25 protein-coding genes, 1 tRNA gene and 1 riboswitch are annotated in these 22973 nt (G+C 70.5%); of the genes, 12 read left to right on the plus strand and 14 right to left on the minus strand.

Features of this window, described 5'->3' with window-relative positions; all coding sequences use genetic code 11:
* Positions 1-10: 10 nt before the first annotated feature.
* Together IW245_RS33795 and IW245_RS33800 are read right to left on the minus strand one after the other, a co-directional pair.
* On the minus strand, positions 11-1507 hold the full coding sequence (locus IW245_RS33795) for an FAD/NAD(P)-binding protein (RefSeq protein WP_197007167.1): 1497 nt from the start codon (positions 1505-1507) through the stop codon (positions 11-13).
* A 133-nt stretch (positions 1508-1640) separates the two neighbouring features.
* Positions 1641-2915, minus strand: a complete 1275-nt coding sequence (locus IW245_RS33800; protein WP_197007168.1) for an FAD/NAD(P)-binding protein — start codon at positions 2913-2915, stop codon at positions 1641-1643.
* A gap of 101 nt (positions 2916-3016) precedes the next feature.
* Here IW245_RS33800 and IW245_RS33805 point away from each other — a divergent pair, with 101 nt between their 5' ends.
* The 3 genes from IW245_RS33805 to IW245_RS33815 all read left to right on the plus strand — a co-directional run bounded on the left by IW245_RS33805 (position 3017) and on the right by IW245_RS33815 (position 5971).
* On the plus strand, positions 3017-3913 hold the full coding sequence (locus IW245_RS33805; protein WP_197007169.1) for an N-acetylmuramic acid 6-phosphate etherase: 897 nt from the start codon (positions 3017-3019) through the stop codon (positions 3911-3913).
* A gap of 10 nt (positions 3914-3923) precedes the next feature.
* A complete protein-coding gene (locus IW245_RS33810; RefSeq protein ID WP_197007170.1) occupies positions 3924-4826 on the plus strand; it encodes a DMT family transporter in 903 nt (300 codons plus the stop codon).
* A 200-nt stretch (positions 4827-5026) separates the two neighbouring features.
* Positions 5027-5971 carry a sigma-70 family RNA polymerase sigma factor gene (locus IW245_RS33815; RefSeq protein WP_197007171.1) on the plus strand — a complete coding sequence of 315 codons (945 nt, stop codon included), beginning with the start codon at positions 5027-5029 and terminating at the stop codon, positions 5969-5971.
* Positions 5972-6028: 57 nt separating this feature from the next.
* On the opposite strand, the gene IW245_RS33820 is transcribed toward IW245_RS33815, so the two are convergent.
* Positions 6029-6553: a hypothetical protein gene (locus IW245_RS33820; RefSeq protein ID WP_197007172.1), complete on the minus strand. Its 525-nt coding sequence runs from the start codon at positions 6551-6553 to the stop codon at positions 6029-6031.
* Between the two features lie 142 nt (positions 6554-6695).
* Here IW245_RS33820 and IW245_RS33825 point away from each other — a divergent pair, with 142 nt between their 5' ends.
* Complete coding sequence (locus tag IW245_RS33825) at positions 6696-7187, plus strand: GNAT family N-acetyltransferase (protein ID WP_197007173.1); 492 nt, start codon at positions 6696-6698, stop codon at positions 7185-7187.
* A 14-nt stretch (positions 7188-7201) separates the two neighbouring features.
* Here the strand turns inward: IW245_RS33825 and IW245_RS33830 are convergent, their stop codons facing one another.
* The 6 genes from IW245_RS33830 to IW245_RS41870 all read right to left on the minus strand — a co-directional run bounded on the left by IW245_RS33830 (position 7202) and on the right by IW245_RS41870 (position 13168).
* Positions 7202-8128 (minus strand): aminoglycoside phosphotransferase family protein, encoded by a 927-nt coding sequence (locus tag IW245_RS33830; RefSeq protein WP_197007174.1) that lies wholly within the window; start codon positions 8126-8128, stop codon positions 7202-7204.
* A gap of 164 nt (positions 8129-8292) precedes the next feature.
* Positions 8293-9258, minus strand: a complete 966-nt coding sequence (locus tag IW245_RS33835) for a C40 family peptidase (protein WP_197007175.1) — start codon at positions 9256-9258, stop codon at positions 8293-8295.
* A 143-nt stretch (positions 9259-9401) separates the two neighbouring features.
* Positions 9402-10319 carry a C40 family peptidase gene (locus IW245_RS33840; protein ID WP_197007176.1) on the minus strand — a complete coding sequence of 306 codons (918 nt, stop codon included), beginning with the start codon at positions 10317-10319 and terminating at the stop codon, positions 9402-9404.
* A 41-nt stretch (positions 10320-10360) separates the two neighbouring features.
* A riboswitch (cyclic di-AMP (ydaO/yuaA leader) is annotated at positions 10361-10495 on the minus strand.
* 152 nt (positions 10496-10647) lie between these two features.
* A complete protein-coding gene (locus IW245_RS33845; protein WP_197007177.1) occupies positions 10648-11592 on the minus strand; it encodes an alpha/beta hydrolase in 945 nt (314 codons plus the stop codon).
* Positions 11593-11599: 7 nt separating this feature from the next.
* Positions 11600-12400 (minus strand): metal-dependent hydrolase, encoded by an 801-nt coding sequence (locus IW245_RS33850; protein WP_197008814.1) that lies wholly within the window; start codon positions 12398-12400, stop codon positions 11600-11602.
* A gap of 90 nt (positions 12401-12490) precedes the next feature.
* A complete protein-coding gene (locus IW245_RS41870; RefSeq protein WP_197007178.1) occupies positions 12491-13168 on the minus strand; it encodes a 4'-phosphopantetheinyl transferase family protein in 678 nt (225 codons plus the stop codon).
* Positions 13169-13269: 101 nt separating this feature from the next.
* Between IW245_RS41870 and IW245_RS33860 the strand changes: the two genes are divergently transcribed.
* On the plus strand, positions 13270-14271 hold the full coding sequence (locus IW245_RS33860) for a permease (protein ID WP_307788936.1): 1002 nt from the start codon (positions 13270-13272) through the stop codon (positions 14269-14271).
* On the plus strand, positions 14265-15011 hold the full coding sequence (locus IW245_RS33865) for a TIGR03943 family putative permease subunit (RefSeq protein ID WP_197007179.1): 747 nt from the start codon (positions 14265-14267) through the stop codon (positions 15009-15011). The genes IW245_RS33860 and IW245_RS33865 overlap by 7 nt, the downstream gene beginning before the upstream one ends.
* 48 nt (positions 15012-15059) lie before the next feature.
* Here IW245_RS33865 and IW245_RS33870 read toward each other — a convergent pair whose 3' ends face one another.
* The 3 genes from IW245_RS33870 to IW245_RS33880 form a co-directional block, all read right to left on the minus strand.
* Complete coding sequence (locus tag IW245_RS33870) at positions 15060-15359, minus strand: YiaA/YiaB family inner membrane protein (RefSeq protein ID WP_197007180.1); 300 nt, start codon at positions 15357-15359, stop codon at positions 15060-15062.
* 48 nt (positions 15360-15407) lie between these two features.
* Positions 15408-16370, minus strand: a complete 963-nt coding sequence (locus tag IW245_RS33875; protein WP_197007181.1) for an alpha/beta fold hydrolase — start codon at positions 16368-16370, stop codon at positions 15408-15410.
* 390 nt (positions 16371-16760) lie between these two features.
* A tRNA-Arg gene (locus tag IW245_RS33880) sits at positions 16761-16833 on the minus strand.
* A gap of 91 nt (positions 16834-16924) precedes the next feature.
* On the opposite strand from IW245_RS33880, the gene IW245_RS33885 reads away from it, so the two are divergent.
* From IW245_RS33885 to IW245_RS33895, 3 genes are all read left to right on the plus strand, one after another.
* On the plus strand, positions 16925-17434 hold the full coding sequence (locus tag IW245_RS33885; RefSeq protein ID WP_197007182.1) for a DUF1444 domain-containing protein: 510 nt from the start codon (positions 16925-16927) through the stop codon (positions 17432-17434).
* Positions 17435-18430: an ADP-ribosylglycohydrolase family protein gene (locus tag IW245_RS33890; RefSeq protein ID WP_197007183.1), complete on the plus strand. Its 996-nt coding sequence runs from the start codon at positions 17435-17437 to the stop codon at positions 18428-18430.
* A gap of 145 nt (positions 18431-18575) precedes the next feature.
* On the plus strand, positions 18576-19688 hold the full coding sequence (locus tag IW245_RS33895) for a tyrosine-type recombinase/integrase (RefSeq protein ID WP_307788937.1): 1113 nt from the start codon (positions 18576-18578) through the stop codon (positions 19686-19688).
* Between the two features lie 56 nt (positions 19689-19744).
* On the opposite strand, the gene IW245_RS33900 is transcribed toward IW245_RS33895, so the two are convergent.
* Together IW245_RS33900 and IW245_RS33905 are read right to left on the minus strand one after the other, a co-directional pair.
* Positions 19745-20242 carry a hypothetical protein gene (locus IW245_RS33900; protein ID WP_197007184.1) on the minus strand — a complete coding sequence of 166 codons (498 nt, stop codon included), beginning with the start codon at positions 20240-20242 and terminating at the stop codon, positions 19745-19747.
* Positions 20243-20471: 229 nt separating this feature from the next.
* The gene (locus tag IW245_RS33905; RefSeq protein WP_197007185.1) at positions 20472-21272 is read right to left on the minus strand and encodes a helix-turn-helix domain-containing protein; all 801 of its coding nucleotides are present in this window, start codon (positions 21270-21272) and stop codon (positions 20472-20474) included.
* Between the two features lie 397 nt (positions 21273-21669).
* Between IW245_RS33905 and IW245_RS33910 the strand changes: the two genes are divergently transcribed.
* The 3 genes from IW245_RS33910 to IW245_RS33920 are packed head-to-tail and all read left to right on the plus strand — an operon-like array spanning position 21670 to position 22951.
* Complete coding sequence (locus tag IW245_RS33910) at positions 21670-21903, plus strand: LexA family protein (RefSeq protein ID WP_197007186.1); 234 nt, start codon at positions 21670-21672, stop codon at positions 21901-21903.
* Positions 21900-22223 (plus strand): hypothetical protein, encoded by a 324-nt coding sequence (locus IW245_RS33915; RefSeq protein ID WP_197007187.1) that lies wholly within the window; start codon positions 21900-21902, stop codon positions 22221-22223. Before IW245_RS33910 ends, IW245_RS33915 begins: the two co-directional genes overlap by 4 nt.
* Entirely contained in the window at positions 22220-22951 is a 732-nt protein-coding gene (locus IW245_RS33920) for a PD-(D/E)XK nuclease family protein (protein ID WP_197007188.1), read from the plus strand. The genes IW245_RS33915 and IW245_RS33920 overlap by 4 nt, the downstream gene beginning before the upstream one ends.
* The last annotated feature ends 22 nt before the right edge of the window (positions 22952-22973 follow it).

The raw sequence follows: 22973 nt of genomic DNA on the forward strand, positions 1-22973 counted from the left end.
TCTCTCTCCGTCAGACCGGCCGGCCGAGCAGCCACCGGAACCACTGCGAGGTGGAGCGGACCGGGCCGATCCGCGCGCACCAGCCGCGCCGGGCCAGGTCGTCGGCGATCTCCTGCGCCGCGACCTGCAACCCGAGGAACGTGTCCACGCCGGGGAAGTAGCCGCCGAGGGTGGTGGCGCCCGACGCGTACAGCGCGCCGTCGCCGCTGCCGGTGCCCTTCACCTCGAAGTGCCGCTCGACCTCCAGCCGGCCGAGCGGGTTGCGCCCGGCGCCGGAGTGCTCCAGCAGGTCGGCGAGCACCCGGTGCTCGGAGATGTCGGCCTCCAGGCCGGTGCAGTCGATGACGAAGTGCGACGTGAGGACCCGGCCGTTCACGGTACTGGCGAGCAGCCCGTGCGGCGCCGGCTCGACCTTCTCGACGGTGCCCTGCATGGCCTCGTACCACCCGGCGGCCCGACCGGCGGCCATCTGCCGCTGCCAGTGCCCGCGCTTCGGGGTGTTCGTGCCGCCCATCCGCTTGTACAGCGCGGCCCGCTCCTCGCCGTCGAGCTTGCGCATCTGTGCCTTGAGCTGCCCGCCCCACACCGACTTCGGGTAGTTGAAGCCCTGGTAGGCCCAGCCGTGCCCGCCCCGGCGGCGCATGAACACGCTGGTGCCGTGCGAGCCGGTGACGAACGTGCGGAAGATGTGCACGATCCGGGTCTGCAGGCCGTGCTTCTCCCGGTCGTCCATCAGCCGTTGCAGCACCCGGGACGCGACGATCCCGCCGCCCCGGACGATGACGGTGCCGGGCCGGGTCTTGAGGAACTCGTAGACGTGTTCGTGCGGCTCGTAGGCGTTGACGACGTGCTGGTAGTCGCGGTACTTCTCCCGGAACTCCTGCAGGTCGGGGAGGAACCGCAGCCCCGGGTACCCGACGGCGAGGTGCACGAACCGGGACCGGTAGGCGACGCGCCTGGGCCCGTCGGGCGGGGTCAGGATCGTGAAGTACCCGCCGCCCTCACGCCGCCGGACCATTCGCACGGCCCCCTTGACCAGCATCTCCGGGTACGAGATCCGGGCGCTCTCCCGTTCCAGACCCGCGAACACCGTGCCGGCCCTGGGCGTCCAGTAGTCGGAGAAGATCGGTTCGGTGAGCACCTGGGCGAGGTGGCGCAGCGACCTGTCCCGCCACGCCTCGCTCAGCGCGTAGGACGGGAAGCCCCAGATGTTGTCCGGCCGCGACGAGGAGTCCGACCGGATCCGCTGCGATCTCGGGATCTGCGACACCCGGGTCAGGTACTCGTACGTCTGCCACGGGTGGTCGATGTTGGACAGCACCCGGATCTGGTCGGTCGGCACGCCGGCGATCCGCAGGTAGTCCACTGTGACGAAAGACCCGATTCCACCACCGACGCTGACGAACGGGACATCCTCGACCGGGATGCCGGCATCGGCCAGCATGCCGTCCGTCCAGATCGCGGCGTTCAGTAGCGCCGGGTTCAGGTCGCCAGCGGGTGTGTTCATGATTGTCCCCAGATCCCCGTGCCCACCAGCGGAGGGGAGTCCGCCGGCCACCGTGCGCGCACAGGCTATCCGATGCCGTGACGTGCTGGGAAGCGCGGAATTCCGACGCAACCTCACCCGTCGCCGGCACGTGTCACAGGGTCGAGGTCTGGGCCCGGATCTCCGGCACGGCCATGGTCTCCCACCACCGCCCCCGCCGCAACGGGCCCACCGTCCAGATCTCCCGCGAGGCCGCCCCGTCGCGCCCCAGGAGCATGCCGTCGTCGTCCACGTCGAGCCCGAGCCGGTGCCGGTCGAACCGGGCCAACCCGTCGGCGACCAGCGCCCGGACCAGCGGATCACCGGTCCGCCCCGCGCTCCCCGGCCCGGTGCAGTTGATCACGGTCCGGCCGGGCAGCGTCCGCCCGTCCGTCAGCGCCACGCCGCTCGCCGTGGCCTGGGCGACCTGCCCGGCCGTCACCGTGAACTCGCCGGAGTCCAGCAGCCGCTCGACGGCCGTCCCCACCACAGGGGCCATCCGGTGCCGGTGGATCTCCCAGTACCGCGCCACGTGCCGCAGGAAACGCGCCTGCTCCTCGTGGGTCAGCCCCCGCCACAGCGCGTCGACCCGGGGCCGGAGCGCGTCGACCACCGGCCGCCAGTCCTCCGCCGTCTCCATAGCCTCCCGGGCCATCCGGAGCAGCTTGCCGAGCGACTCGCCACCGGTCGGCAGGGAAAGAGGAGCCACCGCCAGGTCACCCGGCCGGGCGGTGTGCGCGCGCGGCAGCAGCCCGTGCCGGGACACCGCGTGCACGCCGCCGTAGTGCCCGCGCCGGGCCAGCGACAACGCGACGTCCACGGCCGTCAGGCCGGTGCCGAGCAGGATCACCGGCTCCTCTGCGCGCACGGATTCCAGCGCGCCGGCTGCCCACGGGTCGCGGACGTATCCGGGGGAGCCGACGGGCGCGCCGGGCGGGTCGGCGGTCGGGGAATGGCCCAGGGCGAGGGCGGTCCAGTCGGTGGCCAGCCGGGTGCCGTCGGCCAGTTCGACGGAGCCGGGGGTGACCCGGACGGCGCGTTGGTGGATGACCCGCAGCCGGCCCGGGTGGGTGGCGGCGGCGTGTTCGAGGGTGGCCTCCAGGTAACGGCCGTAGGCGCGGCGCGGCAGGAAGTCGTCCGGACCGCCCCGCAGTCGCTGCCAGGTGCACCACCGCACGAAGTCGTCGGGTACGTCCGCCAGCGCGCTCATCTTCCCCGCCCGCGAGTTGAGCAGGTGCCATGCGTCGTCCGTGTCGTACGCGACGCCCCGCCCGAGGCGGTCGCGGGGCTCGACGAGCTGGACCGCGCCGTCCCGGGTCCGGAGCAGGTGCGCGGCGACGATCGCGCCACTGCAGCCGCCGCCCACGACGGTCATCACTCTTCGGCTCATCCGGAAACCTCCCGCGCCGCTCTGCGTAGTCGCAGCCTAACTCCTATCTCTACTAATCCGATAGGAAAAGCTGGCTTGAGATTGTGCTGGACAATGACCTCATGATCCGCGTGACAGCCCCGACCGAGGGCCGCAACCCGAGAACCCTGGACCTGGACCTGCTGTCGACCCGGGACCTGCTGGCCACCCTCAACGCCGAGGACGCGACGGTGCCCGGGGCCGTGGCCGGCGTGCTCGACGCCCTGGCCGGGGTCGTCGACCGCGCCGTGGCGGCCCTGGCGGCCGGCGGGTCGGTGCACTACTTCGGCGCCGGCACCTCCGGCCGGCTCGGCTGCCTGGACGCCGCGGAGATCCCCCCGACGTACGGCGTCCCGGCGGGCTGGTTCCAGGCGCACCTCGCCGGCGGGCCCGGCGCGATGTGGCACGCCGTGGAGAACGCGGAGGACGACTTCGAGGCGGGCGAGGCCGAGGCGCTGGCCAGCGTCCACCCCGGCGACGTGGTGATCGGGATCGCCGCGAGCGGCCGGACGCCGTACGTGCTGGGCGCGCTGGCGGCCAGTACCCCCGACTGTTTCACGGTGTTGATCTGCTCGAACCCGGCGGCGATCGCGCACGTCGACGTGCTCGTCGCCCCCGACACCGGCCCGGAGCCGGTCCTGGGCTCGACCCGGATGAAGGCCGCCACCGCCCAGAAGCTGATCCTGAACGCCTTCTCGACGGCCACCATGGTCCGCCTCGGCCGGGTCTACTCCAACCTGATGGTCGACCTGTCGGCCGCCAACGCGAAACTGCGCGGCCGGCGCCTGAGCCTGCTGATGGAGGCGACGGGAGTGACCGAGGCCGTGGCGACCACCGCGCTCGCCGAGGCCGGCGACGAACTGAAGGTGGCCCTGGTCACACTGCTGGCCGGAGTGACGACAGTGCAGGCCAGAGCGGCTTTGATCACATCCGAGGATCAGGTCCGAAAGGCGCTTGTACTCCTTACATCCGGGGCCTAGTGTCCGCACTATGCAGCGTGGAAGTGTGTTTCGGCTCGCCGGTCTGGCCCTGATCTGGGGATCGAGCTTCCTGCTGATCGCCCTCGGGCTGCGCGGCTTCGCCCCGATCCAGATCGTGTTCGGCCGGCTGCTCTTCGGGGCGGGGGTGCTGCTGCTGTTCGTCCTGTTCACCCGGCGGAGCCTGCCGCGCGACCCGATGCTGTGGCTGCACCTGGGCGTCGTCTCCGTGATCGCCAACGTGGTGCCGTTCCTGCTGTTCGCTGTGGGCGAGACCGAGGTGTCCTCCGGCATCGCCGGCGTGCTCAACGCGACGACCCCACTGTGGACACTCCTCGTCGGGTACGCCAGCGGCCACGACCGCCGGGTCACCGCGCTGCGGCTGGCCGGCGTCGTCCTCGGCTTCGTGGGCGTCCTGCTGATCTTCTCGCCGTGGCGCTCCGGCTCCGAGGCCGCGAGCTGGGGCGGCCTGGCCTGCCTGACCGCCGCGGCCCTGTACGGCGTCACCTTCATCTACATGGACAGGTTCATCGTCCGGCGCGGCGTCGAGTCCGTGGTCCTGTCGGCCTCCCAGCTGGCCGTCGGCACCCTGCTCACCCTCCCGCTGCTGCCCTTCCTCGGCGGCCTGCGCGCCCCGCACTGGCACTGGGCCCCGTTCCTGGCGGTCGCCACCCTGGGCGCGGTCGGCACCGGTGTCGCCTACGTCCTCAACTACCGCCTGGTCGCCGACGAGGGCCCCACCGCCTCCGTCGTGACCTACCTGCTCCCCGTCGTCGCGGTACTCCTGGGGTTCCTGTTGCTGGGGGAACCCCTGAGCCTGCAGGTGATCGGAGGCATGGCGATCGTGCTCATCGCCGTCTCCCTGGTCAGAAGGCCGACCGTTCCGGCCGTACAAACGAGTACAAACAGGGCATAACATATGGTTACACGCCGTGTCCGATGACACAGTGGGAACCAGATGCCCCTGCTCAAGCGTCCTACTACGTGTGACCACTCGCGGCACCGTCACAGCCGCGAGTTACCTACGTCTCACGGCCAGATGCCTGGTCAACGGAATGGTCAGGCGTCCTCGCTCGTTATGACAGTGACACGTCAAGCACGGGAGGTTCGGCGCGCGTGGAGAAGACTCGGGTTTTGCGAACGGCAGACGTGGCGGAAGAGCGTGACCTCGTCGGTGTCTACCTGCACGAGATTTCGAAGACGCCGCTGCTCGCCGCAGCGCAGGAGGTCGACCTGGCCAAGGCCGTAGAGGCCGGGCTGTACGCCGACCGACTGCTCACGGAAGACAAGGCCCCCCAGGGCATCGCGGCCGACGAGCTCGCTGAGCTCGTGTCCGAGGGGCAGAAGGCGAAAGACCAGTTCATCAAGGCCAACCTGCGGCTCGTCGTCTCCATCGCGCGGCGGTACGTGCGCAGTGGCATGCCGATGCTCGACCTGATCCAGGAGGGCAACACCGGCCTGGTCCGCGCCGTCGAGAAGTTCGACTACGTCAAGGGCTTCAAGTTCTCCACGTACGCGACGTGGTGGATCCGCCAGGCCATCAGCCGGGCCATCGCCCAGCAGGAGCGCACCGTCCGACTCCCCGTCCACCTCGTCGAGGACGTCAACCGGATGCGCAGCATGGCCCGCCAGCTCACCCGCGAGCTCGGCGGCGAGCCCGAGGTCGAGCAGCTCGCCAACGCCCTCGGCGTCCCCGTCGAGCGGGTCAACGAACTCAAGCGCTGGTCGCAGGACACGGTGTCCCTGGACACCCCGGTCGGCGACGACGGCGACACCAGCCTCGGCGACCTCGTCTCCGACTCCGACGCGCCCAGCCCCGAGGACATCGTCCTCGCCGGCCTCGAGCGCGAGCGGATCGACTCCATGATTGGCCACCTCGACGACCGCTCCGCCGGCATCGTCCGCGCGCGCTACGGCCTGGAGGACGGCCGGGAGCACTCCCTCACCGAGGTCGCGCAGCGGTTCTCGTTGTCGAGGGAGCGGATCCGGCAGCTGGAGATCCAGGCGCTCGGGCGGCTGCGCGAGCTGGCCCGCGCGGAGGGCATGTCGGTCGCGGCATAACAGGAAACGAGACGACAGGGCCCCGGCATCAGCCGGGGCCCTGTCGCATGCCTGGGGCTAGCCCGGGTCGGCGGTGTCCCCGGACGGCGGGATGCCGTCGGCGGGCCCGGGGCGGCGGCTGAGTTCGACGGCCAGCGCCCAGAGACGCTCCCGGCCGGCCTCGATCACCGCCGGGTCGGGGTCCGGGTCGAGCGCCCTGCGCTCCTCGAGGAACGCGAGCGTGAACGCGGCCGCGGCGGCCCGGGACAGCAGGACGTGCTCCCCTCTGTGGAACCGGGCGGACAGCCGCATGGCGAGCATGATCAGTCCCAGGAAGAGGAGGAGCACCGCCACGACGCCCGTCACGATGCCCGACGTGACCGAGCCGTCCGCGATCAGCCGGATGCCCACCACCAGAGCCGTGACGGCCAGCGCCGTCAGCACCAGGCCGACCCGGAACATCCCCTTGATCGTCCGCCGTATCTCCGGATCGAGCGGGATCGGCGGTGCGGACCGGTCCCCCGACAGGGGGTGCAGGAACACGACGGCGGTGCCGTCGGCCCAGGCCTCGTACTCGAGCTTGCCCAGCTCACCGTCTGACATGCAACTCCCCCGACCGGCCCTGGTGCGACGTCGCGAAGACTAACCGCTGGGGGCCGTGCGCGGAGCCCCGTGCCCGGTTGGTCGGCCAGGTCGGGGCCGAATCCCGGTCGACCGGCCCTGCGGGGCTGGGTAGGGTGCCCGGATGACGTCAGCACTGCGCCTTGTGGCGGTCACCCCGGACAACATCGACGCCGCCTGCGCGGTGGCGGTCCGGCCCGATCAGGACCGGTTCGTGGAGTCGGTCGCGCGCTCCCTCGCGGAGGCGTACGTGCACCCGGAGATGGCCTGGCCCCGGCTGATCCTCGACGGGGACCAGCCGGTCGGCTTCGTGATGGCCTTCCTCGACGTCCACTTCTCCGACACCGACCCGCCCGAGCTGCTCCGCTCCGGCCTCTGGCGGCTGAACATCGGGGCGGACCAGCAGGGCCGGGGGTACGGCCGGTTCGCCGTCGAGGCCGTGTGTGCCGAGATCCGCCGCCGGGGCGGAACCCGGGCGACTGTGACCTGGGCGCCCGGCGAGGGCGGCCCCGAGGGCTTCTACCTGGGACTGGGCTTCCGCCCCACCGGCGAACTCAGCGGCGACCAGGTCGTCGGCGAGCTGGACCTCACCGCAACGGCGCCGGTCGCCGCCTGACGGGACGAAGCCCGCTAGCGTCCCGGGTGCGGGTCGGCGGGGCGGACGAGGTCCTCGTAGCCGGGAGGCACCGGGATACCGGCCGACAGCATCCAGTGGATCCGGCTCGCGCCGGTCAGCGCCAGGGTCGTGCGGTAGCCCAGCAGGACCTCTCGCGGGTCGAGGCGACCGGCGGCACCGGTCAGGTACGCGTCGACCAGGGTGTCATCCATCGTGCTCAGGGCCAGGTGGGCGAGGTCCGCGCCGGCCGGGCCGGTGCCCAGGGTGCCCCAGTCCAGCACCACGGTGGCACCGCCGGCCGCGATCAGGTTGCCGGCGTGGAAGTCGCCGTGGCTGAGGACCCCGGGGACGCCGCGCAGCTCGGCGAGTAGGTCGTGCCGTCGGGCCCAGAGCGCGGCCAGCCAGGGGCGGGCGTCGACCCGGGTCCAGTCCAGGTCGCTGACCGCGATCCGCTGGGCGAGCTGGTGCCCGGCCAGCCACGGTACGGCCGGGACCGTGGCCGTGGCCTGCCACTCGCCCAGCCGGGCCGCGGCGAGCCGGGGGGACTCGGCAGGGCCGGTGACGTCCTGGAGGTAGACCACGTCGTCGAGGACGCCGTAGCAGGGCGGGGACGTCAGACCGGGGCCGGTGGGCAGGGCGGATACCGGGCCTCCGGTCAGCGCCGCCTGGTAGGCGAGGGGTTCGCGGCGCCAGTATGCCCAGTGTCGGGGGTCGGTGGCCGCCTCCGCGTGCCGGCCGGTGGTCACGGGCCGGAACTGCTTGCGGATCAGCGTGAAGGGTCGCTCCCGGCCGTTGACGGCGGCCCGGCCGACGAGCCGGGTGACCCCGGCGGTGGCCGCCCCGGAGCTGCCCGGGATCGGCTCGGCGGCACAGGACACGACGACGGCTGCCGGGCTGCCGACGGCGTCGGCCACGACGGACGCGGGGATCAGGTCGGACACCGTCTGACCGTAGCCACCGACCAGCCACCCCGCACCCGGGATTCACCGCTGGAACCAGGATCAGTGACGCGCCGTAAAAAATAATGGTCTAAAAGGTTTTGATCTAAGGCGAAGTGGCCCGCTGAGGGCGGGGCTGGCAAGCGTCGTCCTCAGCGGGTCCTCACTCAAGCGCGCACGCGGCCGTAGCCGTAGAGGCCGCCGATCTGGTTGATGCTCGCCAGCTGGACGTTCTGGCCCGGCTGCGGGGCGTGGATCACCTGGTTGTTGCCCACGTAGAGCGCCACGTGGCCGAGGCCGTTGGAGAAGACCAGGTCGCCGGGCTGGAGGTCGGCGCGCTGGATGTGGGCCGTGGCGTCCCACTGCATGGCGGCGTTGTGCGGCAGGGAGACGCCGGCGACCTTCCAGGAGGCGAGGGTGAGGCCCGAGCAGTCGTAGCCGTTGGGGCCCTCGGCGGCGAAGATGTAGGGCTTGCCGACCGCGCCGTATGCGAAGTCGACGGCCTTGCCCGCCGTGCCCGGCAGGTGGGGCGCCGGGAGGCCCGCTGAGCTACCCGAGCCCTGGCCGGCCTTCTGGCGCTGGTCCTGGAGCTTCTTCAGATCCTCCTGGATCTTCGCCTTCTGGGTGGCGAGCTCCTTCTCCTGGGCCGTCTGCTCGTTGAGGACGCCGTCGAGTTTGGTCTTCTCGCCGTCGTAGGCGGACTTGGCCTGGTTGTAAGCCGCGATTTCCTTCTGCTGCCCGTACGCGAACTGGTCGAGGACCGTCAGCTGTTCCATGAGCGCCGTCGGGTTCTGCGAGCTGAGCAGGGCGCTCATCGAGGACACGCTCTGGCCCTTGTACGCGGCGGCGGCCACCTGGCCGATCCGGCCCCGCGCGGCGTCCACTTTGTCCTGGGCCGGCTTGAGCTGGAGGTTCAGCTTGTCCACGGCCACCCGGGTCGCCTTGAGCTGCTCGTTCACCTTGTTGTAGGACTCGATGACCTTCTCGAGCTCCTCGGACGCCTTGTCGATCTGGGCGTTGAGCTCCTGCGGGGTGGGCTCGGCCTGTGCTGGTGCCGCACCCAGGGTGGCGGCGACGGCGATGACGCAGCCGATGGCCAACACGCGGAGGGGTTTCCGGCTGACGGTGGTCAACGCAGCACGACCCTTTCATAGGCGACAAGCCGCGCCCACGTTACCCGCCTTGTTAAACGCATGCCACCTTCGGGAAATGCCTACTACGCAATGAAAACAGCCCACCACCCAAGGTGATGAGCTGTTTTCATCGTATTGCGGGGTTACGCGCTGACGCGGCCAGCGCCGTCGTAGCCGCCCATGTCGTCGACGTTGGAGAGCTTCACCGACTCGCCCGGCTGGGGCGCGTGGATGACCTGGTTGTTGCCCACGTAGATGCCCACGTGGCCGAGGCCGTAGAAGAACACCAGGTCACCCGGCTGCAGTTCACCGCGGTCGATCCGGGTGGTGGCGGCCCACTGCGAGTTGGTCAGGTGTCCGCCGATGCCGACGCCCGCCGCGCCCCACGCGGCCATGGTCAGGCCGGAGCAGTCGTAGGAGCCGGGGCCCGCCGCGCCGAAGACGTACGGCTTGCCGAGCTGCGCGTAGGCGAACTGCACGGCGACGCCAGCCTTGCCGGAGACGTTCGGCGGCGGGGTGTTCGAGCCCGAGGAGCCCGAGCCCGAGGAGGTGGACCGGCTGGCCCGCTCGGCGGCGGCCGTGGCCTCCTGGCGCTCCTTGACGAGCGCGGCCGTCGCGGCCTCGACCATGGCCTTCTTCGCGGCCAGGGCTGTCTCCTGCTGGGTCTGCCCGGCGATCAGGGCGTCCAGGCGGGTCTTCTCGGCGTCGAGTTCGCCCCGGGCGCTGGCCATGTCCTGCACGCTCTCGGGCGCGGGACGGCTGGGGGCCGGAGTGGCGAACGGGGCCGGCTTGAGGGTGAAACCGAGCGGGTCGGCCGTCGCGGCCAGGGGCGCGAGCTTCGCGGCGACCGTGTCGGCGATCAGCCGGGTGCTGGCGAGTGCCGCGTGCACCTTGTCGTACTCACCGGAGATCTGGGCGACCTCGCGGGTGTTCTGGTCGATCGTGCTGTCGGCGCCGGGATCGGCGTGCGCAGCGGTCAATGGTCCGGCGACGGCCAGCACGGAGACGCCCACAACAGTGAGCGCGGCGCGCAGCAGCCCCGGCACGGTATTCGGTGCCAAGGAGGACTCTCTTCCCTCGTCTGCCTACACGGGCAGCACACCGCCTACCGGGTTAGCTGACGGGTTCGGACGGGAAGAAATGTGCGCCCTACCGCGCACTGCGCGGATTCACCCCGGCGGAGGGAGTCGCACCCTCCGCGATGGTTCCCCGGCTCACCGGTCACGATGACTCGGCGGCCCGTCCGGCGCTCCCCATCAATGGGTGGCTGACTCCCGGACCGGACTGACGCTACCGGGGATCCGGGGCATCGCAACCCTGAGTGACGAGCCAGACGAGGACCCTACCCCGATGAACCGCAGCTCAGGGCAGGGTCTAGGCTCCGCGCGACTACCCTACGTGCGCGTTCAGCCACTCCTGCAGGGTGTCGAAGTAGAGCTGGCGGGCCTCCTCCGCCGACAGGGCCAGGTCGTGCAGGCCGTCAGGAACCTCGATGAAGGTGACGTCCGGGCCGAGCGCGCGGGCGAACTCCGCGATGTGCTCCACGTCGAGGACAGCGTCCATCCGGGTGGCGTCGTCGCTCCACTCCGGACTCTTGTAGCTCGCGGTGGACGCCGTCACGAGTACCGGGATGTCGATGTTGAGGCCCTTGCGGAGCCGGCGCTGGGCGTGCGTGATCGCGACGAGCCAGCCGAGCCGGGTCGGGATGCCCTCCAGCGGCTTCCACGCGGTGTCGAACCGCCAGCTGCCCTTGCGGTCGATGTGCAGGCTGTCGCCGTAGACCGTGCTCAGGCCGGCCGGCACCACCCGCATCGGCTGCCGGCGGCCCACCGGGGCCAGCACGACGGGCGCGACCCTGCGCAGGAACCAGTTCGCGTTGAGGTCGAAGAACGGGCTGTTCAGGGTGAGCGCCGTGATGATGCCGGTGCCCTGCAGCTTGTGCGCCCACAGCGAGGTGGTCAGGCCGCCGGTGGAGTGCGCGTTGACGACCAGGATGTCGTGGCCGTCCTCCTCGCGGATGATCCGGGCGGCCTCGTCGAGCTCCGTGAAGTACTCCGACACGCTGTCCACCATCGACGGTGTCTGGCCGGGGCGGAGACTGCGCCCGCTGCGCCTCAGGTCGAGCGCATAGAAGGTGTAGCCGAGGCTGACGAAGAAGTCGGCCAGGTGGGTCTGGAAGAAGTAGTCGTTGTACCCGTGGACGTACAGCACGGCACGGGTCGACTGTCCGGCCCTGCGGCGCACGAGAGTCGCCACCAGCTCGCCGTGCTCGTCGTCCGGCAGCGGCAGCGTGCGCGCCTCGTAGGCGTCGCCGAGGATGTCCTTGACCCACATGGGCACATCATCGCAGGTGGTCGAGGATGTCGGGCACCGCCAGCAGAATTCCGGCCAGTCCGGCCACAATCACAAAAAACGGGCGGAGGAAGCCCCGTTCGAAGCCCCCGTTCACCTGAACGGCCATAAAATTCGGTACGCCTATCTCCCGCCACACCCGACCGGCCAGGGGCAGCGGCCACAGCACCGGACAGCCGGCCCGGGTGATCATGTCGCCGAGGGTGTGGATGACGCCGCCGAACGCGATCGCGAGCCCGAGCAGCGGATAGCCCCGGTCGGCGGGCAGCCACAACCACGCGCCGTACGCCGCGCCGGCCGACAGCAGGGTCACCACGATCCAGCCGCGCTCCTTGGCCCAGTCGGCGAGCAGGCCCCGGATCGCGAGCCCCAGGGTGAAGAACAGCAGCCCGATCACGAAGGGTTTGCCCCAGTGCCCGGCGAGGAACGCGACCAGGCCGCCGAGGGCCACGTTGAACACCCAGGTGTGGGTGAGGGTCCGGTGGCCGTTCTTCCGTTTCGGGTCGTGTTTGGCCCGGGTAACCGTGTAGACGGCGAGGGCGAACTTCTCCACGCACTCGGCGAGGAACAGGGAGGCGACCCCGAAGGTGCGGGCCACGGTCGCCCCGCCCTTGTTCGCGGTGACCCGGCCCGAGCAGTCCAGGTCGGGCAGCAGGGCGGCCCCGGCGCAGACCGCCGCCCCGACGACCAGCTCGGCGGGGCGCTGGTGCAGACCCATCCACTCCCCGAGTGCCCACGAGCCCGCCAACCACGCGGCGGCTCCGGACATTGCGTGCGTCGGCCCCATCACCATGCCGCCGAGGGTCCCGGTTCGTGCCCGGGTGGGCGACCGCGACACGCGGCCGTGACCAGATTGTTGCCGGGGCCACGTTTGGAGCCGTCAGGCCGGGGTAACGAGCCTCGTCTGGTGGGTGCTCACGGCCGCGAAACCGTAGCGGTGCGCGGGATCCAGCCAGTCCAGCACGTGCCAGGGATCGAACCGAGCCCTTTCGGGGGTACCGGCCGGCACGTGCGCCGGCAGCCCCGACAGGTCGGTGTCCCGCAGCCGCCCCAGGCTCGCCGCGCCCACCTTGATCAGGGCCTCCTTGCGCACCCACTGCCGGATGAACGCCGCGCGTGGGTCTCCAGCGTTCCTGACCGCCTCGAGTTCCCCGTCCGACAGCACCTTGGCCATCAGGCCGTCGTCGAGCTGCCGGCCGATCGCCTCCACGTCCACGCCCACCGGGGCCCACCCGGCGGCCGCCGCGACCGCGCCCCGGGTGTGCGACAGGCTCACGTGCACCTCGGGCCGGTCCTGCACGTACGGGCGGCCGTGGTCGGTGGCCCCGCAGCCCGCGCAGCGCTGCCGGAGCACCACGTCGCCGGCCGGCACGTCGAGCAGCGCCGCCACGCACCGGCGGACCAGGACGTGCGCGGCCACGTAGTCGGCCCGGTCGACCTCGCGCCGGTACGCGCCGGCCCGGGCGAGCTCCGCGTCGGTCAGCAGCTCCCCGCCGCCGTGGGCGAGGACGCCGGCCGTGTCGTCGACCATGGCCAGGGTCGGTGGGGGCGTCGTCACGCCGTGAAGGGTAGCCGCGGGTCGCCGGTACCCTGAATAACAAGTCCGTTATAGGGGTTTAGAGGCTTCTCGGGTGGTTGTTCGACGAGTACCTTCACTCTGTGCAGACAGAGACCGCGCCCCGGGCCGCCGCGCCGCCGCGCGCGAAGAAGCGCTGGTCGGTGCGTTCCGTGGAGGTCCTGGCCGTCCTCCTCGTCGCGGCCATCGCGGCCCGGGGGCTGCTCGCGGGGGCGATGGGCACGCCGCGGTTGCAGAGTTGGTCGACGGTGTTCATCTCGATCGTGATTCAGGCGATGCCGTTTGTGGCGTTGGGGACGTTGTTGTCGGCGGCGATTGCGGTGTTCGTGCCGCCGGCGTTTTTCACGAGGGCTTTGCCGAAGAACAAGATGTTGGCCGTGCCGGCCGCTGGTATCGCTGGCGGCATCCTGCCGGGTTGTGAGTGTGCGTCGGTGCCGGTGGCCGGCGCGCTCGTCCGCCGAGGCGTCACCCCGGGGGCGGCGTTGGCGTTCCTGTTGTCCGCGCCGGCGATCAATCCGGTGGTGATGGTGTCGACGTATGTGGCCTTCCCTGGTCAACCGTCGATGGTGTTCGCCCGGTTCGGCGCGAGCCTGGGGGCTGCGGTGTTGATGGGCTGGTTGTGGCTGCGGGTCGGCCGCGATGACTGGCTGCGCCAGCCGAAACACCACGATCACGCCGGTAAGGGCAAGGTGATGGCGTTCGTGGCGGCGGCGCGGCACGACATGACCCAGGCTGGCGGGTACCTGGCGATCGGCGCGTTCGCCGCGGCGACGCTGAACGTGACCGTGCCGCCGTCGTGGCTGCGGGCTGTCGCGGACAATCCGGTGCTGGCTGTGCTCGCGCTGGCCGTGTTGGCTGTGGTGTTGTCGATCTGTTCGGAGGCTGACGCGTTCGTGGCGGCGTCGTTGACCCAGTTCTCGCTCACGGCGCGGTTGGTGTTCCTGGTCGTGGGCCCGATGGTCGATCTGAAACTGTTCGCCATGCAGGTCGGGGCGTTCGGCCGGCGGTTCGCGCTGCGGTTCGCACCCACCACCTTCGTCATCGCCGTACTCGTCGCCGTCGGAACAGGAGCGCTGCTGTGGTGAGACAGGCCACCCGGTCGGTGATCTTGCTGCTGGTCGGCGGCGCGATCCTCAAGACCACGGTCAGCGGGAACTACGTCCGCTACGTCAAGGAGGGCATGTGGCCGCTGCTGTACCTGGCCGGCGGCGCGATGGTCGCCATCGCCGTCCTCGGGATCGCCGGCCTGTTCCGCAAGACCGCCCACCAGGGCCATGACCACGAGGGCCATGACCACGACGGGCACGAGCACGAGCACGGCGGCCGGTTTGACGCCGCGTGGCTGCTCATGGTCCCGATGCTCGCCGTGCTGCTGCTCGCCCCGCCCGCCCTCGGCGGATTCTCCGCCAACCGGACCGGCTCCGCCCTGGGCACCGCCCCCGCCAACGCCGACTACCCGCCACTACCCGCCGGCGACCCGGTCCGCCTATCCGTCCTGGACTACGCCAGCCGCTCCGTGTTCGACGGAGGCCGCACCCTCAGCGACCGGACCGTGAAACTCTCCGGGTTCGTGATGACCGGCCCCGACAACCGGATGTACCTGGCCAGGATGCGGATCACCTGCTGCGCCGCCGACGCCCGCCCCGTCAAGATCGGGCTCAGTGGGGCTCTGCCTGACGGGCTGGCCCCGGACAGCTGGATCGAGGTCGTCGGCAGGTACGACCCGCGGACCGACGTGGACGAGGTGAGCGCGGAGAAGGTCCCGTACCTCACCGTGGCCACGGCCACCCCGATCCCGGCCCCGAAGAAGGCCTACGAGTCCTGACAGGTCGGCCCGGGACCGGCGTGTGGTCCCGGGGCGGCGACGTACCCGTCAAGCGGTCCGGCTGTTCGGGGCGCGGAACGGGTCGTGCTCGGTGAGCAGCTTGTCGAGGCGCGCCTGGTCCACCCGACTGACCACCTCGGTCGTCTCCTGCTTGTCCCGGACGCACTTGGCCAGCGTGAAAGACGCCGTGACCACGTAGAGCAGCCCGAGGGCGAGGAACGACCGGATCCACGGACCCACCGGCAGCAGGGCCACGGCGATGGCCATCGCGGCGAGCGATACCCCGAACGAGATGATCGACTGGACGTAGAACGCTGCGGTGTTCTTGGCCTGCAAGGGGGTGTTCATTGCATTAGTCTCGGGTGTTCTGGCAGGTCAGGGCATGAGTACAGGTACTCAACCCGCGTTGATGAGTTCCTCGGCCGGCTGGCGCATCGCCGGGGTGCCCGGCCGGGGCGTGACCCGCTCGGAGACCCGCAGGTACGGCAGGTTGGTCAGCGGCTGGCCCTGGTAGAAACGGATCATCATGTCGGCGACCTCGGCACTGCGCTCGAGGAAGCTCAGGTGGTCGGCGTCAGCCACCGTCGTGAACCAGGCGTCCGTGCAGGTGGTCGCGACGACCCGACATCTCTCCGGGGTGGTGAACGGGTCGTGCTCCCCGGTGGACACCAGAGTCGGGACCCCCGGCGGGATGCTGGTGTCCATCGACTCGTGCAGCAGCAGCCGGCTCGTGTTGGCCCAGCACTTCTCCACCTCGTCGTCCGTGATCGACGCGAACCGGCTCTGCAACAGCCGGTTGATCGCCGCGTGCCGACGCACCTTCACGTCCGGGTCCTGGGACATCATCAGGGCGACCGACTCGGCGGCGAACTGCGCCATCTGCCCCGCCTGCACGAGTTCGAGCATGTGCCCGAGGCGGACCCGGAGGTCGTCCGGGAGGCAGCTCATCGCCCCCAGCAGGATCAGCCGGTGCAGCCGGTGCGGGTGGAACTGCGCGAACCGGTAGACGATGGAGGTGCCGTAGGACCCGCCGAAGAGGTTCACCCGGTCGAGGCCCAGCTCGTCGAGTACCCGCAGCAGGGTCGCGGTGAGGAAACTCCCGTCGTAGGAGTCGGGCAGCGTGTCGGAGTCGCCCCAGCCGGGCAGGTCCACGGTCACCACGTCGGCGACCGGGAGGATCGCGCTGGCGAGTGGACCCCAGGTCTCCTTGCGCTGGAACGCGCCGCCGACCAGGACCACGGGCGCGAGCTGCGGGGTCGGTGACGCGGCGATCTGGGAGGTGAACCGGAAGCCCCCCCAGTGGTGCTCGACGACGCTGATCTGTTTCGCGGGAACCCCGGGGGCGAGGTTGGTGGACATGAGCAGCTCTGCTTTCCGCCCCGCCACTGTGTCGGCGGTGGAGGGCATGACGAAGCAGACGGCTGGGGGGACCGCAGCCGTCGCGGAGAGTTCGTGAACGCCGAGACCCTACCCGACGAGTGTGTCGAAACTCGACATATGCGGGAATACTAGCGTGTCTTGGGTGATGTGCGCATCTTGGGACGTTGAGGGGTCACGCGGGGGCGGTGGGGAGCCCCGGTCGGGCTCGGCGATCTGGTCGCGGACCGCGGCGGCCGCCTGGATCCGGGGCGGGCGGGCAGGATACGCGCGGAACCACGCGATCGACGGCCTTGACCGTCAACCGGACACCCGCGACATGGTGGTCGGAAAGATGGCACACCGGGTCGAAGGCTTCCCTGAACGAGAGGGTGCGCCTGGTAGGGATCGAACCTACGACCAACCGCTTAGAAGGCGGATGCTCTATCCACTGAGCTACAGGCGCGTCGAACAGAGGTTACCGCCTGGGAGGGAGGGTCAGAAACCGGTCTGCTCGGTTGATTGCTGAAGGGCGAAACGCCGGATAGGTTCGCCGTGTGCAGGTGACCCACACCACATTTCTGCCCCTCCTGCGGCGAGCGAAGGATCCTGGCGACGTCGTCGCGGACGACTTCGGCGCGGGGCTCGTCGTCGCGTACACCTTTGGGCCGCCCTATGGTGAACGTGCTGTGACCTGGGAAGATGTTGATCAATTAGGGCTGACGCACTGTCGGTTGCGCACCGAGGCGGCCGACAATCTCGCCCGCAGACTCGACCGGCTCCGGGTGCACGGCTCCTCGCCGGCCTTCATGCTCTCCTTCGATGGCCTCGAGTCCAGCCTGCTCGCCGCCGACCACGGAATCTGGGACCGGCTCGCCGAGTCGGTGACCGGGGAGCTGACCGTCGGGGTGCCCGCCCGGGATGTGGTGGTCGTGACGGGCACGGGCTCGCCGTCCGGGCTGGACAAGGCGCGGCGTACCGTCGACCGGGTGTTCTTCGCCGGCGACGAGAACCTGCTCAGTCCAGACCTGCTCGTCCGCCGGCCCGGAGGCTGGGAGCCGCTCTAGGTGAATGATCTCGTGACCGCCGCCCGGGCGACCCTGCTGGGCGGCGCGCTCGGCGACGCGCTGGGCGAGCCGGTGGAGTTCCTGTCCCGGGCCGCGATGCCCGCCGACCTGCGCCCCGGGCCGCACATCTCCGACGACACCCAGATGACGCTGTTCACGGCGGAGGGGCTGATCAGGGCCCGGCTGGGCGGCCTTCCCCGGACAGGGGAGCTGTTCGCCGCGTACCGGCGCTGGCTGCTGACCCAGGATCGCGAGTTCTTCGACGCCGCCGACGGCTGGCTGCTCGGCCAGCGGGACCTGTGGGCCCAGCGCGCGCCCGGGCTGACCTGCCTGTCCGCGCTCCGGCGTGCCGAGCCGGGCACGGTCGAGGAGCCCCGGAACAACAGTAAGGGCTGCGGCGGGGTGATGCGCGCCGCGCCGGCCGGGTTCCTCGCCGACCCCGAGACCGCCTACCAGGTCGGATGCGACTCGGCGGCTCTCACCCACGGCCACCCGTCCGGGTGGGTCGCGGCCGGGGCGCTGGCCATGGCCGTGCATCTCACCGCCGTCGCGGGCCTGTCGCTCGGGGCCGCGTTGCCCCTGGTCACAGAACGGGTCGCGGCGACACCCGGGGGTGAGGAGGTGCTCGCGGCCCTGCTGTCGGCCATCCGGGCCGCTGAGGACACACCCGCTGATTTCCGGGTACTCGCGGGGCTCGGTGAAGGCTGGGTCGCCGAGGAGACCCTGGCCATCGCCGTGTACTCGGCCCTGTCGCACCCCGCCGACGCCCGCGCGGCGCTCCTGCTCGCCGTGGCCCACGACGGGGACTCGGACTCGACCGGGGCGGTCGCCGGCAACCTGCTGGGGGCCTCCGGCGCGGCCCTCCCGGCGGACTGGCTCGCCGGGCTCGAACTCGCCGACGTGATCGGCCGGGTCGCCGAGGACCTGGTGGCGGCGCTGCACGGCTCGCCGCAGGGCCTGATCGTGCGCTATCCGAGTTATCCACAGGCCGGGTAGTTATCCACACAACCACGCACTACTAGATCTAGTGATGATCTAGAGCATCTGTACTAGATGTAGTGTGAGGTGGGTGGTTATCCAACTGAATAGGGAAGCGGGGGCCAGGATGGCGCGGGAGTATGTCACCCGGAGGGCAGTACCAGTGATCTACTCCATCCCCCTCGCCGAGGCGATCGACGAGTACACGTCGTCGAGCTTGTTCTCTCGACTGGCGGCATCGACTCGGCGGCACCGCCGGTACACCCTGTCGCGGTTGCTGGCTGTTGCGGCGAACATCAACTCGACTGACTTGTCGGTTCGTCACGTTGATCTGTGTTTGCAGGATCTCGAACAGGGCGACGCGCATCTCGGCGGGCGGCGAAAGGGTAAGTCGCAGCGCAGCCTCAACAGCGACCGCGCGTCGCTGGGCATGTTCATCGAGTGGATGCGGTCGTCTCGGTCGTATGTGTCGCCAAGCTTCAATCCGGTCGCCGAGTTGAAATACTCGAAGAAGACAACCGCGCGCAAGATGCTTCAAATTCCCGCCGTCCGCCTGCCCGAGGTGTTCGCCGCCGCTGGGGCTCGGCACCCGGTCGAGCGGATGGCGTGCGCCCTGGGTTCCTACCTGGGTTGCCGGCCCGCTGAGGCTGCGATGCTCCGGATCGAGAGCGTCGATTTCGCGCGGCTGGAGGTTGAGCTACTCGTCGAGAAGACTCACCAGCGGTTGACGATGCCGATGTGTGTCGAGCTGCGCGACGAGCTGGTCGACTACTTCCAGTGGTACAAGCGGGCGATGGGCGTGACAAAGCTGTCGCCGGGCTGGTACCTGCTGCCGGCGCGGCTGACCCTCGGGTCGCCTCAGATGCCCCGTGGGCTGCGTGGAGTGCCGGGCGCTACCAAGATGACTCCCGGATGGCCGGTCGACCCTGCTGCGCCGCTAGGGCGGGCTGGGATCGGTAAGGCGGTCAAGGCCGCCGCCCGCGCGGTCGGCTACTCGGGGTCTGAACTGGATTGGGTGGGCGGGCACACGTTGCGCCGGTCGGCGGCGCGGGCATTGTATGAGCGGCTGCGCGACCACGGCCGCGACGACGCGCTCGTGATGGTGCAAACCCTGCTCGGGCACGCCCAGATCTCAACCACGATGGCGTACATCGGCGTCGACACCCAGAAGGACCGCTTGCGCGGGCTGCTGGCTGGCCAGCGGATGTACGACGCCCCCGTCGCGGCCAAGGGCGCCGACGTGGTGGACCTGGACACCTGGCGGCGCGCGGCCTAGGTAGACCTGACGAAGCGGCCCCGGATGACTGGAATTCACCCGGGGCCGCGCTCAGGTTACGACACGGCCAGGGGGACGCCAAACCTTGCGGCTAATAGATGCTCTTCAGCCCTCACGCGGCCCCCGCGGTCGCGTCGAGCCTCAATGGTCAGTGCGTCGAGGGTGCGGCGCTCCCGGAGAGTGAGCGTGTCCACCCGCGCCCGCACGGTGGACGGCAGCACGCCGAGCACCTGCCCCGCCGCTTCGATGCCGCCGCCACCCGCGACGAGCGCGACCGCCAATTCGGCGAGCGGGATGAGCCGCGCCGAGGCGAGCCGCGCGGTCGCTGTGGCCAGATCCGAGACCGCAGCGCCGGCCAGCTCGGCGCGCGCCTGCGCGTGCGTCAGGGTGTCGACGAACGTCACTGAGTCGCACTCGGCCGGCATCAGGTACACACCCTCACTCGGCGCGTAGCGCGCCCGGTGGGCCGAGAGTCCCGGCACCCACAGGATGTGACGGCGGTGCGCACCAGCGACGCGCATCGGGTCGTAGTGGTCGTGACTGAAAAGCTCCATTTCCTGATCCTCCGTCCCCGGAGCAGCGCAAACACACCACCCCGGCCGATCGCTCGAACAAGCGTTCGAACGAAGGTCCCGAGCATACGGGACCGCCCCCAGCTTGGCGAAGATTCGCAGGAACGACCCACCCGCCACGGTCGTTGCACACGCAATCTTCACGACGGGCAGAAGATCAACCCGTTCGGCTGAGGGCGGTACATGTTCACATGCTCGACAAACGGACGCACTATGGTTTACCGAGTCGGTCCAGTATGGATCGGACGTTATCGGGCGCCTTGGGTGCTGGTGTCCCGTACGTGAGTGACAGCGCCGCGCGCACCGCCGCCCGGATCGCCTCGCGGCTCGGCTCGGGCAGCTCGTCGACCTCGGGCGGTAGCCGCCGGGCCCACTCCGATTGCGGACCCTCGTACACGGGAAAGCCCAGACTTGCCGCCGTGGCGAGGACGACCTCACGGGGTGCCACGTCGAGTGCGCGGGCGAGGCCCTTGATCGTGGCGACCCGGGGAAACTCCGAGTTCTCGCCCTTGGCGAGTCGGTGCACTGTCGTCGGCGAGTTGACCCCGACCTCGCGGGCGATCTCGGCGAGCGTCCGCCCGGCTCTGAGGGTGGCGATCAGCGCCGCGAGCGTCGGCGGCGGGTGCGCGCCGTAGGGCGGGGGGGTCGGTTCATACCGTGCGACGCCCAGCCCGACCGCGACAAGCTCCCAGGTCAGATCGAGGATGGCGCCGAGCAGCGCGTCGGGTATCTCGTCGACCTCGGGCGGCAACTCTGCGGCGAGTGTGCGCCAGGGCGTCTCGGTGAGCCCCATGTCGATGCCGACCCCCTGCGCCGTGGCGCGCACCGCGCCGAGCTGGGTGACGCCGAGCGCGTCGGCGAGCGCCCGAATGGTGGCCGGTAGCGGGAACTCAGTGTTCTCGCCGTCGCGGAGCTTGCGCAGCCCCTTCACGTCGCCGCCGAGCGTCGCCGTCAGTGCCTCCGGGGAGTGGCGCTGTTGATACTCGGCGATCAGCTCGGCCAGGGTCAGCATTCATGCGCCCAGGTCAGCATGGGTCTGTGTCCTTCCGTATGTACGGGTCGCTCTCCCGCACCGCTCTTTCTACACCGCCGCCCCTAGTCCACAGTGAGCCGCGTCTCGAACGGCCACACTAAGCCTTTCAGTTTGAATCGCTGGCAGGTGATCTTAAAGTGTTGACGGTCCTGGGGTCCGAACGTAGGTTCGAGGAAGCCGCCAGGGCGCCTGACCTTTGAGAACTCCACAGCGTCGCAACACCAGCCCGCCTCGCCAGCGGGCCGCCCTCGCCCGACTTCAGGTCGGCAGCCCGGTCGCGCCGGGCCGAGGCGCGCGAAGCGGCGGGCGAGTTGAACCGTGTCCGCCGTTTTCAATCTAAACCTGATCGTTACAACTTCAAAGTGGAGGGGCTCACGTGATCGAGCTACTCACCGACACTCGCCGCGAGGTGCTCGCCACCATCGCCGGGTACACCCGGTCGCACGGGTACCCGCCGAGCCTGCGCGAGGTCGCAGCCTCGACCGGCCTGTCGACGACGACCACCGACTACCACCTCCGGCGCCTGGCCAACGGCGGATACGTCCGCCGTGACTACGGCCGGTCCCGGTCGCTGGTGCTCACCGACCTCGGTTCGGCGGTGGCGCTGTGACCGACTACCGACTCAAGCCCGAGCCCGTCGCGCTCGACGACCTGGCCGCGACGGTCGAGGCGTACCGCAAGTTCCGGGCCGAGGCCGACCGCTGGGCCGACGCCGCCGCCGAGCTGCGGCGCGTGATCGAGGCCCGGCTCGCCGACTCCGATGTCGGCACCGTCGCCGGCCGCCCGGTTGTGCGCCACACGAGCTACGTCGAGCGCCGGGTCGACATGGCCAAGCTGCGGCTACTGAGTCCGGCGGCACTGGTCGAGCAGTGCACCAACGTCACCGAACGCCGCCGGTTCTCCCTCGTCGAGGGCGAGGCGATCGAGTGAGCCTGTTCTCCCCACCTGCCGGGGCCGACCCGCTCGGCTCGACGATCCAGGGGGTTGTGCGTGCCGCCTCCGCCGGGGCACCCCGGTCGCGGCAACGCCGCATCGGCCCGAGCAGCGCCGGGCACCCGTGCGCGCGCCGGGTCGGGTACGAGCTGGCGGGCACCGAACATGTGAACGCCGGCTCGGACCCCTGGCCCGCGATCGTCGGCACCGCCGTACACGCCTGGCTCGCCGACGCGTTCGCCCGGCACAACCGCGAGCTTGACCGTGAGCGCTGGCTGATCGAGCAGCGCGTCGCCGTCACCCCGACCATGAGCGGCACCGTCGATCTGTTCGACACCCAGACGGGCACCGTGATCGATCACAAGGTGTTGGGCGCCGACTCGCTCAAGTCCATCAAGCGCGACGGGCCGGGCGACCAGTACCGCACACAGATCCACCTGTACGCCTACGGGCTGGCCCGCGCCGGGCACGAGGTGCGCCGGGTCGCCCTGGCCTGCTACCCCCGGTCCGGGTGGCTCGACGGACTGCACGTGTGGAGCGAGCCGTACGACGACGCACTCGCCGCCGACGCGCTCGCCCGCCTGGCCGGGGTCGCCGAGCTGTCCCGGCTGCTTGACCCCGCGAGCCTCCCGGCTGAACCCGGGCCGACGTGCACATGGTGCCCGTTCTGGCGTCCCGGCAGCACGCCGGACGCGACCGGATGCCCCGGAGCATCCGCACCGTAGCCCACCGCCCGACCGTCCATTC

Source organism: Longispora fulva, assembly GCF_015751905.1.
Lineage (GTDB): Bacteria > Actinomycetota > Actinomycetes > Mycobacteriales > Micromonosporaceae > Longispora > Longispora fulva.

What these genes read in the sequence shown, in the direction of transcription:
- IW245_RS33795 (WP_197007167.1), bottom strand. Translation starts at nt 1,507, where the DNA reads ATGAACACACCCGCTGGCGACCTGAACCCGGCGCTACTGAACGCCGCG.
- IW245_RS33800 (WP_197007168.1), bottom strand. Translation starts at nt 2,915, where the DNA reads ATGAGCCGAAGAGTGATGACCGTCGTGGGCGGCGGCTGCAGTGGCGCG.
- IW245_RS33805 (WP_197007169.1), top strand. Translation starts at nt 3,017, where the DNA reads ATGATCCGCGTGACAGCCCCGACCGAGGGCCGCAACCCGAGAACCCTG.
- IW245_RS33810 (WP_197007170.1), top strand. Translation starts at nt 3,924, where the DNA reads ATGCAGCGTGGAAGTGTGTTTCGGCTCGCCGGTCTGGCCCTGATCTGG.
- IW245_RS33820 (WP_197007172.1), bottom strand. Translation starts at nt 6,553, where the DNA reads ATGTCAGACGGTGAGCTGGGCAAGCTCGAGTACGAGGCCTGGGCCGAC.
- IW245_RS33825 (WP_197007173.1), top strand. Translation starts at nt 6,696, where the DNA reads ATGACGTCAGCACTGCGCCTTGTGGCGGTCACCCCGGACAACATCGAC.
- IW245_RS33845 (WP_197007177.1), bottom strand. Translation starts at nt 11,592, where the DNA reads ATGTGGGTCAAGGACATCCTCGGCGACGCCTACGAGGCGCGCACGCTG.
- IW245_RS33870 (WP_197007180.1), bottom strand. Translation starts at nt 15,359, where the DNA reads ATGAACACCCCCTTGCAGGCCAAGAACACCGCAGCGTTCTACGTCCAG.
- IW245_RS33875 (WP_197007181.1), bottom strand. Translation starts at nt 16,370, where the DNA reads ATGTCCACCAACCTCGCCCCCGGGGTTCCCGCGAAACAGATCAGCGTC.
- IW245_RS33900 (WP_197007184.1), bottom strand. Translation starts at nt 20,242, where the DNA reads ATGGAGCTTTTCAGTCACGACCACTACGACCCGATGCGCGTCGCTGGT.
- IW245_RS33905 (WP_197007185.1), bottom strand. Translation starts at nt 21,272, where the DNA reads ATGCTGACCCTGGCCGAGCTGATCGCCGAGTATCAACAGCGCCACTCC.